General features: G+C 70.0%; 12 protein-coding genes. 8 read left to right on the top strand and 4 right to left on the bottom strand.

Going from position 1 to position 14,724, the window contains the following annotated elements; translation table 11 throughout:
* Positions 1-55 precede the first annotated feature (55 nt).
* Both HDG69_RS12210 and HDG69_RS12205 read left to right on the top strand, forming a co-directional pair.
* The gene (locus tag HDG69_RS12210; protein WP_171784115.1) at positions 56-289 is read left to right on the top strand and encodes a ribbon-helix-helix domain-containing protein; all 234 of its coding nucleotides are present in this window, start codon (positions 56-58) and stop codon (positions 287-289) included.
* Positions 276-626, top strand: coding sequence for a type II toxin-antitoxin system PemK/MazF family toxin (locus HDG69_RS12205; RefSeq protein WP_171784114.1), 351 nt, complete (start codon positions 276-278; stop codon positions 624-626). The genes HDG69_RS12210 and HDG69_RS12205 overlap by 14 nt, the downstream gene beginning before the upstream one ends.
* 94 nt (positions 627-720) lie before the next feature.
* On the opposite strand, the gene HDG69_RS12200 is transcribed toward HDG69_RS12205, so the two are convergent.
* Positions 721-1,482 (bottom strand): SDR family NAD(P)-dependent oxidoreductase, encoded by a 762-nt coding sequence (locus HDG69_RS12200; protein ID WP_171784113.1) that lies wholly within the window; start codon positions 1,480-1,482, stop codon positions 721-723.
* Positions 1,483-1,687: 205 nt separating this feature from the next.
* On the opposite strand from HDG69_RS12200, the gene HDG69_RS12195 reads away from it, so the two are divergent.
* Positions 1,688-4,174, top strand: a complete 2,487-nt coding sequence (locus tag HDG69_RS12195; protein WP_171784112.1) for a DNA gyrase/topoisomerase IV subunit A — start codon at positions 1,688-1,690, stop codon at positions 4,172-4,174.
* A gap of 93 nt (positions 4,175-4,267) precedes the next feature.
* Here HDG69_RS12195 and HDG69_RS12190 read toward each other — a convergent pair whose 3' ends face one another.
* Positions 4,268-4,987, bottom strand: a complete 720-nt coding sequence (locus HDG69_RS12190) for an alpha/beta fold hydrolase (protein WP_171784111.1) — start codon at positions 4,985-4,987, stop codon at positions 4,268-4,270.
* A gap of 189 nt (positions 4,988-5,176) precedes the next feature.
* On the opposite strand from HDG69_RS12190, the gene HDG69_RS12185 reads away from it, so the two are divergent.
* Positions 5,177-5,596: a GNAT family N-acetyltransferase gene (locus HDG69_RS12185; RefSeq protein WP_171784110.1), complete on the top strand. Its 420-nt coding sequence runs from the start codon at positions 5,177-5,179 to the stop codon at positions 5,594-5,596.
* On the opposite strand, the gene HDG69_RS12180 is transcribed toward HDG69_RS12185, so the two are convergent.
* Together HDG69_RS12180 and HDG69_RS12175 are read right to left on the bottom strand one after the other, a co-directional pair.
* Positions 5,584-6,270 (bottom strand): lysoplasmalogenase family protein, encoded by a 687-nt coding sequence (locus tag HDG69_RS12180; RefSeq protein WP_171784109.1) that lies wholly within the window; start codon positions 6,268-6,270, stop codon positions 5,584-5,586. The genes HDG69_RS12185 and HDG69_RS12180 overlap by 13 nt on opposite strands.
* A 17-nt stretch (positions 6,271-6,287) precedes the next feature.
* The gene (locus HDG69_RS12175) at positions 6,288-7,412 is read right to left on the bottom strand and encodes a GNAT family N-acetyltransferase (RefSeq protein WP_171784108.1); all 1,125 of its coding nucleotides are present in this window, start codon (positions 7,410-7,412) and stop codon (positions 6,288-6,290) included.
* A 69-nt stretch (positions 7,413-7,481) separates the two neighbouring features.
* Between HDG69_RS12175 and metH the strand changes: the two genes are divergently transcribed.
* The 4 genes from metH (at position 7,482) to HDG69_RS12155 (ending at position 14,709) form a co-directional block, all read left to right on the top strand.
* Positions 7,482-11,105, top strand: coding sequence for a methionine synthase (metH, locus tag HDG69_RS12170; protein WP_343036417.1), 3,624 nt, complete (start codon positions 7,482-7,484; stop codon positions 11,103-11,105).
* A gap of 369 nt (positions 11,106-11,474) precedes the next feature.
* A complete protein-coding gene (locus HDG69_RS12165) occupies positions 11,475-12,695 on the top strand; it encodes a hypothetical protein (RefSeq protein WP_171784106.1) in 1,221 nt (406 codons plus the stop codon).
* Positions 12,696-12,706: 11 nt separating this feature from the next.
* Positions 12,707-13,108: a hypothetical protein gene (locus HDG69_RS12160; protein ID WP_171784105.1), complete on the top strand. Its 402-nt coding sequence runs from the start codon at positions 12,707-12,709 to the stop codon at positions 13,106-13,108.
* 269 nt (positions 13,109-13,377) lie between these two features.
* Positions 13,378-14,709, top strand: coding sequence for a hypothetical protein (locus HDG69_RS12155; RefSeq protein WP_171784104.1), 1,332 nt, complete (start codon positions 13,378-13,380; stop codon positions 14,707-14,709).
* The last annotated feature ends 15 nt before the right edge of the window (positions 14,710-14,724 follow it).

Raw genomic sequence — 14,724 nt, 5'->3', positions numbered from 1 at the left:
GTGTCCCCTCCGAGTCCCGGGCATGGGAGCGGACTACCGGAGTAGCATCAAGGGTATGAAAGTCAGTGTGAGCCTGCGGGAGCAAGATCTGCGCTACCTGGATGCCTACGCCGAGCGCGTGGGACTGTCCTCACGCTCGGCGACGATCCATGCCGCGATCAAGGCGTTGCAGGCCCGTGACCTGGAGGCCGAGTACGCCGAGGCGATCGAGGAGTGGGCGGACTCGGACGATGCCGACGCCTGGGATGCGACCGTCGGCGACGGACTGGACGCCGATGCACCGCGGTGAGATCTGGCTCGCGGACCTCGACCCCTCGCGAGGTTCCAAGTCCGACAAGGTCCGGCCGGTCGTCATCGTGTCCCACGACGCGCACAACAGGGTGGCGCGACGCCTCGGACGCGGCGTCCTCACGGTCGTGCCACTGACGAGCAGCACTCGCCGGGTGCTGACGTTCCAGGTGCTGATCGACCAGGAGTCCTCCGGACTGCCACGCGACTCCAAGGCGCAGGCAGAGCAGGTTCGGGCGTTGGACGTCTCACGACTGGTCGAACGTGCGGGCCGCCTGACACGTGAACAACTCGCGGCCGTCGAGGACGCGCTGAGGCTGCACCTCGACCTGGACTGACCTCGGGGTGTCAGCGACGTCGCCCGAGCAGAAACCAGGGCGGCGAGGTGGTGCTCATCGGCCGGTGCACCGGGTCGAACCGTCGCGCCAGAGCTCAGGTGCGCAGGTGGGAGGCGCCGTTGAGGTCGAGAATCGCGCCTGAGGCCCAGACCGCCCCCGGGGAGGTCAGGTACAGCACCGCGTGCGCGACCTCTTCCGGCGTCCCTACCCGCCCGAACGGGCTCTCCGACCGCACGGCGTCGCCCGTCGGGCTCGCCAGCTTGGCCGCCTGCCTCTCGGAGCTGACGAACCCCGGAGCGACCGACGCGACCGCGATGTCGTGCGGGGCGAGGGCGACGGCCATCGACTGCCCGAAGGCGTGCAGCGCGGCCTTGGCCGCTCCGTACGCGGGAAACTCCGGCTCACCGCGAAACGCTCCCCGGGAGCCGATGTTCACGATGGTCCCACCGGTACCGCGGGCGATGATCTGCCGCGCGACGAGATACGTCATGTTCGCCGCAGCGATGAGGTCGACGTCGATCATCTCCCGCCAGATCCGCTGCCAGTCCGCGTAGTCCACGGTCTCGATCGGATGATGACGGCGTGCGCTGGGCGCGATCGCCGCGTTGTTGACGAGGACGTCGACTCCCCCGAGCGCCCCTGTCGCCGCCGTGACGATGCTCTCGGCGCCCTCCGGCCGGCCCAGGTCCCCGCCCACCACCGTGTGCCCCGCGCCGGCCAGCAGTCCGAGCGTCTCCTCGGCCGCCTCCCGGTCGGAGCCGTAGTGGACAGCGACCCGGTCACCACGGCCGGCAAGAGCCACCGCGATCGCACGACCGATCCCCCGGGACGCACCCGTCACCAGAACGTTGGCCATCAGGATTACCCTCCGCAATCTCGCCGCGATGCTCCTCGAACAAGTGAACCATCTTCGAGACGGCGCCCTGTCGAGCACGCATCGGCCCGTCTGCACCGCCCTGCCGCGCACTGGCGCTACGCTTCCCTCGAACGTCCGTACGGGGCCGATATGCCGCCGTCGGGCACCACCTCGCAGCCGAGAACGATCCAGGGAGCCGCACCGCATGGCGCGCAAGAAGGCCGCAGCCGTCGCCGACGAGCCGTTCGACGAGAAGATCGTCGACATCGACGTCGCCGCGGAGATGGAGACGTCGTTCCTCGAGTACGCGTACTCCGTCATCTACTCGCGGGCGCTCCCCGACGCGCGCGACGGGCTCAAGCCCGTGCAGCGCCGGATCCTGTACATGATGTCGGACATGGGGCTGCGCCCCGACCGCGCGTACGTCAAGTCCTCGCGCGTGGTGGGCGAGGTCATGGGCAAGCTGCACCCGCACGGTGACACCGCCATCTACGACGCGCTCGTACGCCTGGCGCAGAGCTTCTCGCTGCGGTTGCCGCTGGTGGACGGCCACGGCAACTTCGGCTCGCTCGACGACGGCCCGGCCGCCCCGCGGTACACCGAGGCCCGCCTCGCGGCCCCGTCGATGGCGATGACCGCCGGCCTGGACGAGGACGTCGTCGACTTCGTCCCGAACTACGACAACAAGCTCACCCAGCCCGAGGTGCTGCCCTCGGCCGTGCCGAACCTGCTGGTCAACGGCGCCTCCGGCATCGCGGTGGGCATGGCGACGAACATGCCGCCGCACAACCTCGTCGAGGTGGTCGCCGCCGGTCAGCACCTGCTGAAGAACCCCGGCGCCACCCTCGAGGACGTCATGCGCTACGTCCCCGGCCCGGACCTGCCCACCGGCGGCAAGATCGTCGGGCTCGACGGCGTGCGCGACGCCTACCGCACCGGCCGCGGCTCCTTCCGCACCCGCGCCACCGCCCGCATCGAGAACGTGACGCCGCGCCGCAAGGGCATCGTCGTCACCGAGCTGCCGTACACGGTGGGCCCGGAGAAGGTGATCGAGAAGATCGCCGACGGGGTGAAGAACAAGAAGATCCAGGGCGTCACGAACGTCCAGGACCTCACCGACCGCTCGCACGGGATGCGGCTGGTCATCGAGGTCAAGACCGGGTTCGACCCGGAGGCCGTGCTGGAGCAGCTCTACCGGACGACGCCGCTCGAGGACTCGTTCGGCATCAACAACGTCTCCCTCGTGGACGGCCAGCCGCGCACCCTCGGCCTCCTGGACCTGCTGCGCGTGTGGGTCGACCACCGTGTGGACGTGGTCCGCCGCCGCTCGACCTTCCGTCTCGCCAAGCGCAAGGACCGCCTGCACCTGGTAGAGGGTCTGCTCGTCGCGATCCTCGACATCGACGAGGTCATCCAGGTCATCCGGACCTCCGACGACGCCGCCACCGCTCGCGAACGGCTGCAGTCGGTCTTCGACCTGTCCGAGCCGCAGGCCACGTACATCCTCGACCTGCAGCTGCGCCGGCTCACCAAGTTCTCCCGCATCGAGCTCGAGACCGAGAAGTCGGAGCTGGAGAAGGAGATCGCGGCCCTGGAGGAGATCCTCGGCGACGAGGCGAAGCTGCACGCCGTCGTCTCGGACGAGATGGGCGAGGTCGCCGCCACCTACGGCACCCCGCGCCGGACCGTGCTGCTGGACTCCGCCGGGGGGACGGCGTCGTCGGCTGCGGCCGCCCCAGCGCGCGGCCGCAAGGCTCCCGCGATCGACCTGGAGATCAAGGACGCCCCCACCCGGGTGCTGCTGTCCGCGACAGGTCTGCTCGCGCGCACCTCGGGAGAGGGCGCGGACGCCCCGGTCGAGCGGGCCGGGCGACGACACGCTCATGACGCGCTGCGCAGCGACGTCGCGGCGACGACGCGCGCCGAGATCGGTCTGGTCACCACCACCGGTCGGCTGCACAAGATCTCCGTGCTCGAGCTGCCGTCCATGCCGTCCACGGACGGCCCGCCGTCGCTGTCCGGCGGGGTGCCGGTGCGCGAGATGGTGACGCTGGACCCGGGCGAGGAAGCGCTGGCCGTGGTCTCGCTGGCCGAGGACGCGCCGACGCTCGCCCTCGGGACACGCAACGGCGTCGTCAAGCGACTCGCCGCGGGCGATGCCCCGCGCAACGGGGACGTGTGGGACGTCATCTCGCTCAAGGACGGCGACGCCGTCGTGGGGGCCGCACCGGCGGCCGACGACGACGAGCTCGTCTTCATGTCCTCTGACGCGAACCTGCTGCACTTCGACGCCTCGGCCGTGCGACCGCAGGGTCGGTCCGCGGCCGGCATGGCGGGCATCCGCCTCGGTGCGGACCAGCGCGTGGTGTTCTTCGGCGTCGTGCGAGCAGCGACGCGTGACCTGTACACCGTGGTGACGATCGCCGGCGCGTCCGGGGCCTTGCCGGGCACCGGCGCGGCGTCGGCCAAGGTGACGCTTTACGAGCTGTACCCCGGCAAGGGCCGGGCCACGGGCGGCGTGCGGGCGCACCGCTTCCTCAAGGGCGAGGACTCCCTCGTCCTGGCCTGGGTCGGCGAGGGGCCGGCGCGGGCCGTCGGCTCGGGCGGTCAGCCCGCCGAGCTGCCGGAGGAGAGCCCGCGCCGCGACGGCTCGGGGACGCCGCTGGCCGGGCCCGTGGCGGCGATCGGCTGACCACGCCGAGGCTCGACATGGCGAGGGTCAGACAGGGCGCGAGTCTCGGAGTCCTTGGCCACCGCACATCGGTCCGCGGGCGCCAGCCGCCCGTCAGCGCGAGACGGCGGCGGCGATCGCCTCCCCCAGCTCGACCGGACGGGTGAACATCGGCCAGTGGCCCGTGGGCAGGTCGACGATCTCGTAGTCGTGCATCGCTGCCAGCTCCGCCGTGTACGGCGAGCCCGCACCCATGAAGTGCCGGTACATCGAGCTCGGGCTGTCGAAGCCCTCGAACGCCTCGCAGGCGATGACCGTGGTCGGCACCTCGTAGCGCCGCTCGTCGCTCAGGACGACGGGATCGGACGCCACGCGGGCCGGCGTCGGGACCGCGGCCGCGCGGAACCGCGCCCGCAGGTCGTCGTCGAGGCCCACCAGGTCGGGCTCGTCGAAGACCGACCAGTCGGGCAGCGGGATCTCGTCGCCCACGACGGGCAGCTCGTCGTTGATGACGCTGCCGTGCCCCATCGGCACCGAGTCGACGTAGACGTTGCGGACGACCCGCCCGGGACGGCGATCCGCGACCATGTGGATGACCGCCGCGCCACCGGAATGTCCCACCAGGACCACCTGCGCGTCGTCCAGCGCGTCGACCGCCGCCACCACGGCACCGACGTGGTCCTCCAGGGTGATGCCGGACCGGTCGTCGTCGACCGAGCCCATCCCCGGCAGCGTGAACGGGTGGACGGTGTGGCCCGCGGCCACGAGCGGCGGGGTGACGGCGTCCCAGGCAGACGCGCTCAACCAGAATCCGGGTACCAGGATGATGTCCATGCCCCGAGCGTAGGTGTGACCACCGACACTCACGCCGGTAGCGTGAGCAGATGCGCCCGGGCACGCTGGACCAGCGCAAGAGCACCTTCGGCGCCGACTACCTGGACGCCGCGCTCCTCCGCCGCGAGGAGACCGTCGCATCGTGAGAGCCGTGCGCCCCACCCGGCGCCCGCATGCTTGGATCGCCCCGTGACCGACGAGTTCTCTGCCGACCCGGCCCGCCTCGACCACGCCCGCGTGCACCAGCTGCTGAGCGAGCACGCCTACTGGGCCGCCGGCCGCACCCGAGCCACCCAGGACGCCGCGATCGCCGCCTCGCGCAACTACGGGATCTACACGGCCACCGGCGAGCAGATCGCCTACGCCCGCGCGGTGACCGACGGCGTCACCTTCGCCTGGTTGGCGGACGTGATCGTCGACCCGGCGCACCGTGGGCGAGGGCTCGGCACGCGGCTCGTGGACGGCGCGCTGGCCGACCTGGACACCCTCGGCCTCAAGAGGGTCCTGCTCAAGGCCGCCCCCGAGGCCCGCGGAGTGTACCTGCGCGCCGGGTTCACCGGCCTGGACGAACCGGAGGCGTGGCTCCAGCGCACGTCTCAGCCGCGCTGACGCGCCACCACCCCGGCGACGATCAACACCTGACCCAGCACGTAGGACGCCATGATCCAGAACTCGGACAGGGGCGGCACGGCGTCGGCGAACAGGCCGAGCGCGATCATCGCGTCGGAGAAGAGGAACAGCAGGCCGCCGATCGCGGCGAGCCCGTGCACGCCCGTGGCCAGCACCGCCATGGAGGTCAGGCACACCGCGTAGACGACGACGGCGACCCCCAGCACGCCGGGCGCGCCCGGCAGCGACGTGGCCACCAGCATGACGGCCAGGAACACGTACACCGCGGAGGCCGCCGGGTGACGCACCAGCACCGACTCGCGCCGGTGGGGCCAGAACGCCACCACGTACATCACCTGGGCGCAGAGGAACGCACCGACCATCGCCAGGTAGGCCGCGTCGCCGGAGAACCCGTCGGGCAGGGTGTCGCCCACCCAGGAGAAGCCGAGCGCGACGAGGGTCAGGCGCACCAGGCGCGACCGGGGCGACGTCGTCGTGCACCAGAGGGTGGCCGCGAGCGCCGGCATGAGGAACCACTGGGTGGCATCGGCCACCGGAGTGAGGTCGAGGAGCTGCGCCACCAGGTGCACGACGGCGAGCGCGGCGAGGACGCCGGCCGCGACGCGGGCGGCGCGCGAGCTCAGCAACGGGCGGTCGGCAGGGGCGGCAGTCACCCGTGGGAGCGTAGCGCCTACAGCTCGATCGAGAGCATCCGCGAGGAGTGCGTGACCTCGAAGCCGAGGGCCGCGTACATGCCGTGCGCGCCCGAGGGGTTGGCGGTGTCGACGTCCAGGCCCGCGTACTCCATGCCGTCGGCGGCGAAGGCACGCATGCCGGCCGCGAGCGCCGCCAGGCCCGCCTTGCGGCCCCGGTAGGCGCGGCGCGTCCCGAGCAGCTCGGTGTACCCGAAGGTGTATCCCTTGACCTCGAAGTCCTCGTCGAACCGGGCGGCCATCTCGTAGGCCACGACCAGCGGCTCTCCGGCGCGCAGCGCGGCGGCGGTCTCGGCGTCGGTGTCCGGGTCGGCGACGAGCGCCTCGACGTCGGGGGCGTCGTCCACGACGAGGTAGGACCACTGCGGCACGAAGGCCGTGCGTCCTCGGCTCCACTGCTCGGGGGTCTGCGGCTCGCTGCCCCAGTGGTCGCGGAACGCGTCGTTGTGCGCCAGGCGCGCGGCGTCGTCGTACTCGTCGCTGAACGGCACGAGGCGCAGCGAGCCCGCGAGCTCGACCTCGGGCAGCGGGGCGCCCGCCAGGTCGCGCAGGTCGCGTCGCATCTCGGTGTAGAAGCGGCGGGGCGCGAGCCCCGCGCGCTCGTAGAGGTGCAGCTTGGCGACCGGGCCGTCGTCCTCGGCGAAGACGCCGAGGCGGGCGGGCAGGTCCTTGCCGGAGGCCGCCAGCACCTGCCGTCCGCGGGCGAGCTGCCACGCGAACAGCTCACGGCCGATGCCCTCGCCCCGGCGGTCCGGGTGCACGCCGCCGAAGAGGAAGGCGCGGACCGTGCGGGTGTCCCCCGGCATGGTCTCCACGAACCCGTAGGCCCGCAGGGTGCCCTCGGCGTCGACGCCCAGCAGGGAGTCGGTGTCGAAGCGGCGCCACGGGGCGTCGAACAGGTCGGTGATCTCCTCGAGCGTCTCGCGGTACGGCTCGGCGTCGGCCTCGGCGATGGTGTTGCGCAGGTCGAGCAGCGCCGGCGCGTCGTCGGCGACCGCGGGCCGCCAGGTCAGGTCCCCCGCGGTGATCGAGGGAAGGGACGCCGGGGCGTCCGCCCGTTCGGCGATCGGGGCGAGATGGGTCGAGGTCTGCGTGGCGGCCATGCCCCGAGGGTAGGTCTCATGAGGCAGTCACCGCATCGGGATATGTGGCGTCGCGACTACTCTGGGCCGGTGACCTCGACGCTCGATCTCTCCGCTGCCGACGCCCGCTCCGCCGCCCTGCGGGAGGCGCTGCACACCCGCGTGGTGGTGGCCGACGGCGCGATGGGCACGATGATCCAGGCGGCCGACCCCTCGATGGACGACTACGAGCAGCACGAGGGCTGCAACGAGGTCCTCAACGTCACCCGGCCCGACCTCATCGGCAGCCTGCACGACGAGTTCCTCGCCGTCGGCGTCGACGCGATCGAGAGCAACACCTTCGGTGCGAACTGGTCCAACCTGTCGGACTACGGCATCGACCACCGCATCCGCGAGCTGGCCCGCGCCGGTGCAGCGATCGCCCGCGAGCGCGCCGACGCCTTCGCCACGCCCGACTACCCGCGCTGGGTGCTGGGCTCGATGGGTCCGGGCACCAAGCTGCCGTCGCTGGGTCACACCACGTACGCGAACCTGCGCGAGACGTTCGCCGAGCAGGCCGCCGGGCTCCTGGAGGGCGGCGCGGACGCCCTGCTGGTCGAGACGAGCCAGGACCTGCTGCAGACCAAGGCGGCGGTCACGGCGTGCCACGACGCGATGCGTCCGGTCGCCGAGGGCGGCGTCGGCCGCTCGGTGCCCGTCATCGCCTCGGTGACGGTCGAGACCACCGGCACCATGCTCATGGGCTCCGAGATCGGCGCGGCCCTGACCACCCTGCAGGCCGTGGGCGTGGACGCGATCGGCCTGAACTGTGCCACCGGACCCGACCAGATGAGCGAGCACCTGCGCCACCTGGCCCGGCACTCCGAGGTGCCGGTGACGTGCATGCCGAACGCCGGGCTGCCGGAGCTCGGCCCGGACGGCGCCGTCTACCCCCTCTCGCCCGAGGAGCTGGCCGCGGCGCACACGCAGTTCGTCAGCGAGTTCTCCCTCGGCATGGTGGGCGGCTGCTGCGGCACGACGCCGGAGCACCTGCGCCAGGTGGTCGAGGCCGTGCGCGGGCGCGAGCTGCCCCCGCGCGAGGTGGAGCGTGAGAACGGCGTCGCCTCCCTGTACTCGCACACCGACCTGAGCCAGGACGCCTCGTACCTGGCGATCGGCGAGCGCACCAACGCCAACGGGTCCAAGGCGTTCCGCGAGGCGATGCTGGAGTCCCGTTGGGACGACGTCGTCGACATCGCCCGCGCCCAGACCCGCGACGGCGCGCACCTGCTGGACGTCTGCGTCGACTACGTGGGGCGCGACGGCGTCCAGGACGTCCGTGAGGTCGTCTCCCGGCTGGCCTCGGCGTCGACCCTGCCGCTGGTGATCGACTCCACGGAGCCGGAAGTGATCCGCGCCGGGCTGGAGCTCGTGGGTGGGCGCGCGGTGGTGAACTCGGTGAACTTCGAGGACGGCGACGGGCCGGGCTCCCGGTTCCAGCGGATCATGCCCGCGGTCAAGGAGCACGGGGCCGCCGTCATCGCCCTGACCATCGACGAGGAGGGCCAGGCCCGCACCGCCGAGACCAAGGTGGCCATCGCCTCGCGACTCATCGACACGCTGGTGGACGACTGGGGCATGCGGGTGGACGACATCATCGTCGACACCCTCACGTTCCCCATCGCGACCGGCCAGGAGGAGACGCGCCGCGACGCCATCGAGACGATCGAGGCGATCCGCGAGCTCACCCGCCGCTACCCCGAGGTGCACACCACGCTGGGCGTCTCGAACGTGTCGTTCGGGCTCAACCCGGCGGCCCGCACCGTGCTCAACTCGGTGTTCCTGCACCACTGCGTGCAGGCCGGGCTGGACTCCGCCATCGTGCACGCCGCGAAGATCCTGCCCCGCACCGCCATCCCGGACGAGCAGTGGGAGGCCGCGGACAACCTCGTGTGGGACCGGCGCGTCTACGACGACGAGGGCAACCTCACGCACGACCCGCTGTCCCACCTGCTGGAGACGTTCTCCGGCGTGGACTCCGCGGCGCTGCGCGACCAGCGCGCCGCCGAGCTCGAGGCGCTGCCCGTGGGCGAGCGGCTGGAGCGCCGCATCATCGACGGCGCCCGCAAGGGTCTGGAGGGCGACCTCGAGACGGCGCTGGCCGACGGGATGAAGGCGCTCGACATCGTCAACACCCACCTGCTGGGCGGCATGAAGGTGGTCGGCGAGCTGTTCGGTTCCGGGCAGATGCAGCTGCCGTTCGTGCTGCAGTCCGCCGAGGTGATGAAGGCTGCCGTCGCGATCCTCGAACCGCACATGGAGAAGGTCGAAGGGGCCGAGGAGCAGTCCAAGGGCGTCATCGTGCTCGCCACCGTGCGCGGCGACGTGCACGACATCGGCAAGAACCTCGTGGACATCATCCTGACCAACAACGGCTACACCGTGATCAACATCGGCATCAAGCAGCCGATCTCCGCGATGATCGAGGCCGCCGAGGAGCACGACGCCGACGTCATCGGCATGTCCGGGCTGCTGGTGAAGTCGACCGTGGTGATGAAGGAGAACCTCGCGGAGCTGGAGTCGCGGGGGCTCGCGAAGAAGTGGCCGATCCTGCTCGGCGGCGCGGCGCTGACGCGGACGTTCGTCGAGGACGACCTCGCGTCGCAGTTCCCCGGCGTCGTGCGCTACGCCCGCGACGCGTTCGAGGGTCTGCGGCTCATGGAGCCGCTGGTCGCGGTGGCGCGCGGCGCCTCACCCGACGACGTCGGGCTGCCCGCGCTGCGCAAGCGCCGGCACAACGTCGTCAAGGTCACCGAGACCGCGCCGGAGGACCTGCCGACGCGCTCCGACGTCGCCGCCGACAACCCCGTCCCCGCTCCCCCGTTCTGGGGCACCCGCGTGGTCAAGGGCATCCAGCTTGCCGACTACGCGGCATTCCTCGACGAGCGCGCGACCTTCATGGGCCAGTGGGGCCTCAAGCCGGGGCGCGGGGACGACGGCGCCTCGTACGAGGAGCTGGTGGAGACCGAGGGGCGTCCACGTCTGGCCGAGTGGCTGGCGACGATCCGCCGGGACCAGGTCATGGACCCGACCGTGGTGTACGGGTACTTCCCCGTGTGGTCAGAAGGTGACGACATCGTCGTCGCGCACCACGGGCCCGGCATGACGGGGCCGTCCGGCGAGATCGGGGCGCCCGACGGCGGCTCCGGCGGTCAGCCGGGGACGGAGCGGCTGCGCTTCACCTTCCCCCGCCAGAAGCGCGACCGGCACCTGTGCCTGGCCGACTTCATCCGGCCGAAGCCGTGGGTCGAGGAGACAGGGCAGTTCGACGTGCTGCCCATCCAGCTCGCCACTGTGGGTGAGCCGGTGTCCGCGTACACGGCGAAGCTGTTCGAGGCGAACAAGTACCGCGAGTACATGGAGCTGCACGGGCTGTCCGTGCAGCTCACCGAGGCGCTGGCCGAGTTCTGGCATGCGCGCGTGCGCTCCGAGCTCGGGTTCGCCGACGAGGACCCGGAGAACGTCGAGGGCATGTTCAAGCTGGAGTACCGCGGTGCGCGGATGTCGCTCGGGTACCCCGCGTGCCCCGACATGGAGGACCGCCGGAAGGTCGTCGAGCTGCTCAGGCCCGAACGTGTCGGTGTGACGCTGAGCGACGAGCTGCAGCTGCACCCGGAGCAGTCGACGGACGCGTTCGTGCTGCATCATCCTGAGTGCAAGTACTTCTCCGTGTGAAGTACAGGCGACCTGGCCGGCGTCGTCGAGATCACCGTGACTGGCGCGACATCCGGAAGGGGCACGAATCCAGCCATCTCTGGAAGCGTGTCAGCGTACCTAGTTCGTGCGCAAAGCGAGTCGCTGCAGATGCCTCGGCGGCTTCTACGCCCCAACCAGTGAAGAGGATCGGGGGCGCCCGCGAGCCGGCCCGGGGCGTGAACCTCCGCCTGCGGGAGAGCCAGCGACGACAGGACCTCGCGCTCCTGTACGCCCTACCGATCGCCTCGACGGCCGAGAGATGACCCTGCTGGGTGAATTCTGTCTCCGAGACTCGTTGGGCAGCGGCTCTGGGTCTCACCCCTGACATTCACTCGCTAATCTACGCAGATGCCCAGCGATGAGGACCAGGTCACCGGCAGTGATCGTGACGACGCTCGACGCGGCCTAGAGAGGGCTGCGGCCAGCCGGGACGGATTCGTCTACTTCCGCATGGCTGGTGGACGGTTCGACACGGGGCTGGGCATGCCCACGGCCGCTGCCGCGGAGCTTCAACGCTACAGCGAACTCCTCTACGAGGTAGCACGCCTAGAGTGGCTTAAGGAGCACCCTGAACGGCGCTACGTCCGTGGGCTAAGGGACGCGTTCGACCTCCGGCTGATCGGCATCAAGGAAGGCAGCGCCCGGCCGGTCTTGCAGCTGGTCACCCGCCCAGCCGACCGCGACGATGACCAGGAGGACCCAGGGCCACTGTTCGTCCGCGCACGCGACATAGTCAACGAGACGATCGCCGCAGTCGCGGTCGACCGCAGGCTGCCAGCGTTGTTCCCGCGCGCCGCTCTGCCCCAGCTTCAAAGGGTGGGCAAGACTCTTCAGCCGAACGAATCTATTGCCTTCGCCAAGCCACGCTCGGACGCGGAACTCTATGAGCCAGAGACGGACGCGGTGCTCACGGCCACCGTTCGCGCCACGGTTGCGCTCATCGACGAGGTCCTGGCGGAGCCAGACTGGCACGTGGCTGAAGGCGTCATATCCGAGTTCGACGGGTCGAAGGGCACCTTCCGCCTGGACCTGACCGCAGGCGGCAGCCTCACCTGCCACCTTGGCGCCCAGGAGCGCAATGTCGCCGAGACCGTCAAGGATGTGCTTGCAGCCGACGGTGTGACCGCACCTGACGTTACGGTGGGCGGCACGGCAGTGTTCAACTCCCGAGGCGAGGTCAGGAGCCTCCACGACGTCAACCAGGTGACCATCGTCCGAACCGCGACAGAGAAGGCACTCATGGCTCGGCTGAGCGAGCTGGGCAACCTCCAGCCCGGCTGGTGGGGTCCGAGTACGCGCGCGCCCGGGGGTGCCGCCCTGCGCCACGCCGAAGAGCTGGTGACACGTCTAGCGCTCGCTAAGCATCACGTCGCGATCGGTGCCGACGGTGACGGCTCGATCGTCCTTGAATGGCTGCTTGAGTGGACCGCCTGCACGGCCGAACTCCTCGCTGACGGCGACATGTACTTGCTCGCCGTCTTTAAGGAAACCGGCGCTCACCAGGAACTAGAAGGACCATTCGATGCCGACATCGTGATTAGGTTCGTGGAAACGGGGATGCTGGCATGAACGAGGGAAGCATGATCGGTGACATCGACGAGGTGCTCAATCGGCAGGTCCCCCCAGGCCTCTACGACACTGCCGCAGGCCAGCCCATGTGGACCGCCTTCCGATCGCAGAGTGCAGACAAGGGCCTGATGTCCACACTGCGCGGTCGGGTCGCCCCTCAAGAGGCTCATCGCCGCCACACCGAAGACCACGGTCGCAGTTCCGTCGGTACCTGGGGCGTCAAGGTGGGCGATGCGAATGAGCACGGACTGGCATGCGTGGATGATGGCGCAGCGGCCGAAAACCCACACGACCATGCGTCAGTGGACTTCAACGGCCTCACCAAAGCCGAAGCCCGGATCGCCGGCATGGCCCTGCACGAAACCGCGTGCCAGCACGGTCCGCTGTACGTCCCCGGCCAGGGTGTCTCCTAGGCCGAATGCAGTGCAGCAGGTCGCCCCGCCAGCCCTTTTTTGCACACCCTGCACGCGTGACGTTGTTGATGTAAGGGTCCGCGTCGTCCGCTCGTATGACCCAATCGGTGAGTGACGGCCGCGGGCCCGTCTTGAAGCTGATCGATCCGCGCTCGTGCGATGTGGGCGCGGTCGGAGCCTAACCGAGGACGTGCTTGCTGTCGGCGGCGCCGCATATGGTTGACACACCGTCGCCAGCACATCAGCGTACGAAGGGAGGGCGGAAGGCAATGCGCAGAAAGACCACGGCAGAGTTTATCGCCGAGGCCACCGCCCTCCACAACGGACGGTGGGACTACGGCTTGACCGAGTACGTCAATGCCAAGACCAAGCTCACCATAGGCTGCCCGGAGCACGGCGCTTTCGCGCAGACGCCGGACGCACACCTGAGCCAGGGTCAGGGATGCCCCCGTTGCGCTGGAAACGTTCAGCTCACGACGGCGGACTTCATTGAGAAGTCGCTCGCTAAGCACGGTGATCGCTGGGACTACTCCCGCGCCAACTACACCCGCTGGGACGGCGAGGTGACCCTCGGATGCTCAGAGCACGGCTGGTTCACGCAGCGCGCCGGCACGCACCTGTCTGGCAAAGGTTGCAGGGAGTGCCGCACCGACAAGGCCCGCACCCGTGGCCGCACCCAGGCTGCCGAGGCCGCCGAGCTGTTCGTGTCGCGCGTTCACGCCAAGCGCAGCACCGTCTACGAGTTCCCCCACATCGATCGCGAGTACCAGAACGCGCATTCAAAGGTCACTGCCATCTGCCCTGAGCATGGAATGTGGAAGGCGGAGGCAAACAACCACCTACAGGGCCACGGGTGCCCAGAGTGCGCAAATGACGACAGGCGCGCTCGAGGACTGGACGTGATCGCAGCTGCCGCTGCGGGCTTCGCCGCCAAGGCGCAAGCCATCCACGGAATCACCTACGGCTACGCGCACGTCGACTATAGCCGCGCGAACCGCCATGTGCTCATCACGTGCTACGTCCATGGCGACTTCCCAATGACCCCGAACAAGCACCTAAGCGGCCAGGGGTGTCCGCTCTGCAACAGTGTCCCGACATCCAAACCGGAGCAGGCCCTTCGCGAACTGCTGCGAGCCGTACTCGACGGCGTGAACTCAGACCACACCATCCGCGTGGACGTGCCCGGCTACATCGCGCCGAAGAACGCCCGACCGGGAATCCAGGTTGACGCATTCGGTACGATTCCTGACGACGATCGCCGCGTCGCCGTCGAGTATGACGGTGCATGGTTCCACGGCGAGTGGGGCCCGAGCGGGCCGAAACAGGTCCGGAGGGATGTTCGGCAAACGCACGCCATGCTCGACGCGGGATGGCTTGTCGTGCGCGTGCGGGAGCAAAGCGGCAGGCTCCACCTCCCGTTTGTTGACGTCGAGCACCCGAACCTCCTGCAATTCCACCACGAGTGGGGCGCGAGCCTCGTCCCGGTGGTCGCGGAGATTGCGGCGTGGCTGGCAGACCAGCGCTGCCAGGGTTGCGGGTACCGCGTCAATGCCCTCGGCCACCAGCGCAAGTGCGACTACGGTGAATCGTCCTGGGTCTGATGGAGGCTCTGGTCT

It is taken from the genome of Isoptericola halotolerans (assembly GCF_013149785.1).
Taxonomy (GTDB): domain Bacteria; phylum Actinomycetota; class Actinomycetes; order Actinomycetales; family Cellulomonadaceae; genus Isoptericola; species Isoptericola halotolerans.
Note: the sequence above shows the minus strand (reverse complement) of the source record. Positions and strands in the feature narration are given on the sequence as shown.

Excerpts from the sequence above, each read along its gene's own strand:
- HDG69_RS12195 (WP_171784112.1), top strand. The coding sequence starts at position 1,688 with ATGGCGCGCAAGAAGGCCGCAGCCGTCGCCGACGAGCCGTTCGACGAG.
- HDG69_RS12160 (WP_171784105.1), top strand. The coding sequence starts at position 12,707 with ATGATCGGTGACATCGACGAGGTGCTCAATCGGCAGGTCCCCCCAGGC.
- HDG69_RS12175 (WP_171784108.1), bottom strand. The coding sequence starts at position 7,412 with ATGGCCGCCACGCAGACCTCGACCCATCTCGCCCCGATCGCCGAACGG.
- HDG69_RS12210 (WP_171784115.1), top strand. The coding sequence starts at position 56 with ATGAAAGTCAGTGTGAGCCTGCGGGAGCAAGATCTGCGCTACCTGGAT.
- HDG69_RS12165 (WP_171784106.1), top strand. The coding sequence starts at position 11,475 with ATGCCCAGCGATGAGGACCAGGTCACCGGCAGTGATCGTGACGACGCT.
- HDG69_RS12205 (WP_171784114.1), top strand. The coding sequence starts at position 276 with ATGCACCGCGGTGAGATCTGGCTCGCGGACCTCGACCCCTCGCGAGGT.
- HDG69_RS12190 (WP_171784111.1), bottom strand. The coding sequence starts at position 4,987 with ATGGACATCATCCTGGTACCCGGATTCTGGTTGAGCGCGTCTGCCTGG.
- HDG69_RS12155 (WP_171784104.1), top strand. The coding sequence starts at position 13,378 with ATGCGCAGAAAGACCACGGCAGAGTTTATCGCCGAGGCCACCGCCCTC.
- HDG69_RS12200 (WP_171784113.1), bottom strand. The coding sequence starts at position 1,482 with ATGGCCAACGTTCTGGTGACGGGTGCGTCCCGGGGGATCGGTCGTGCG.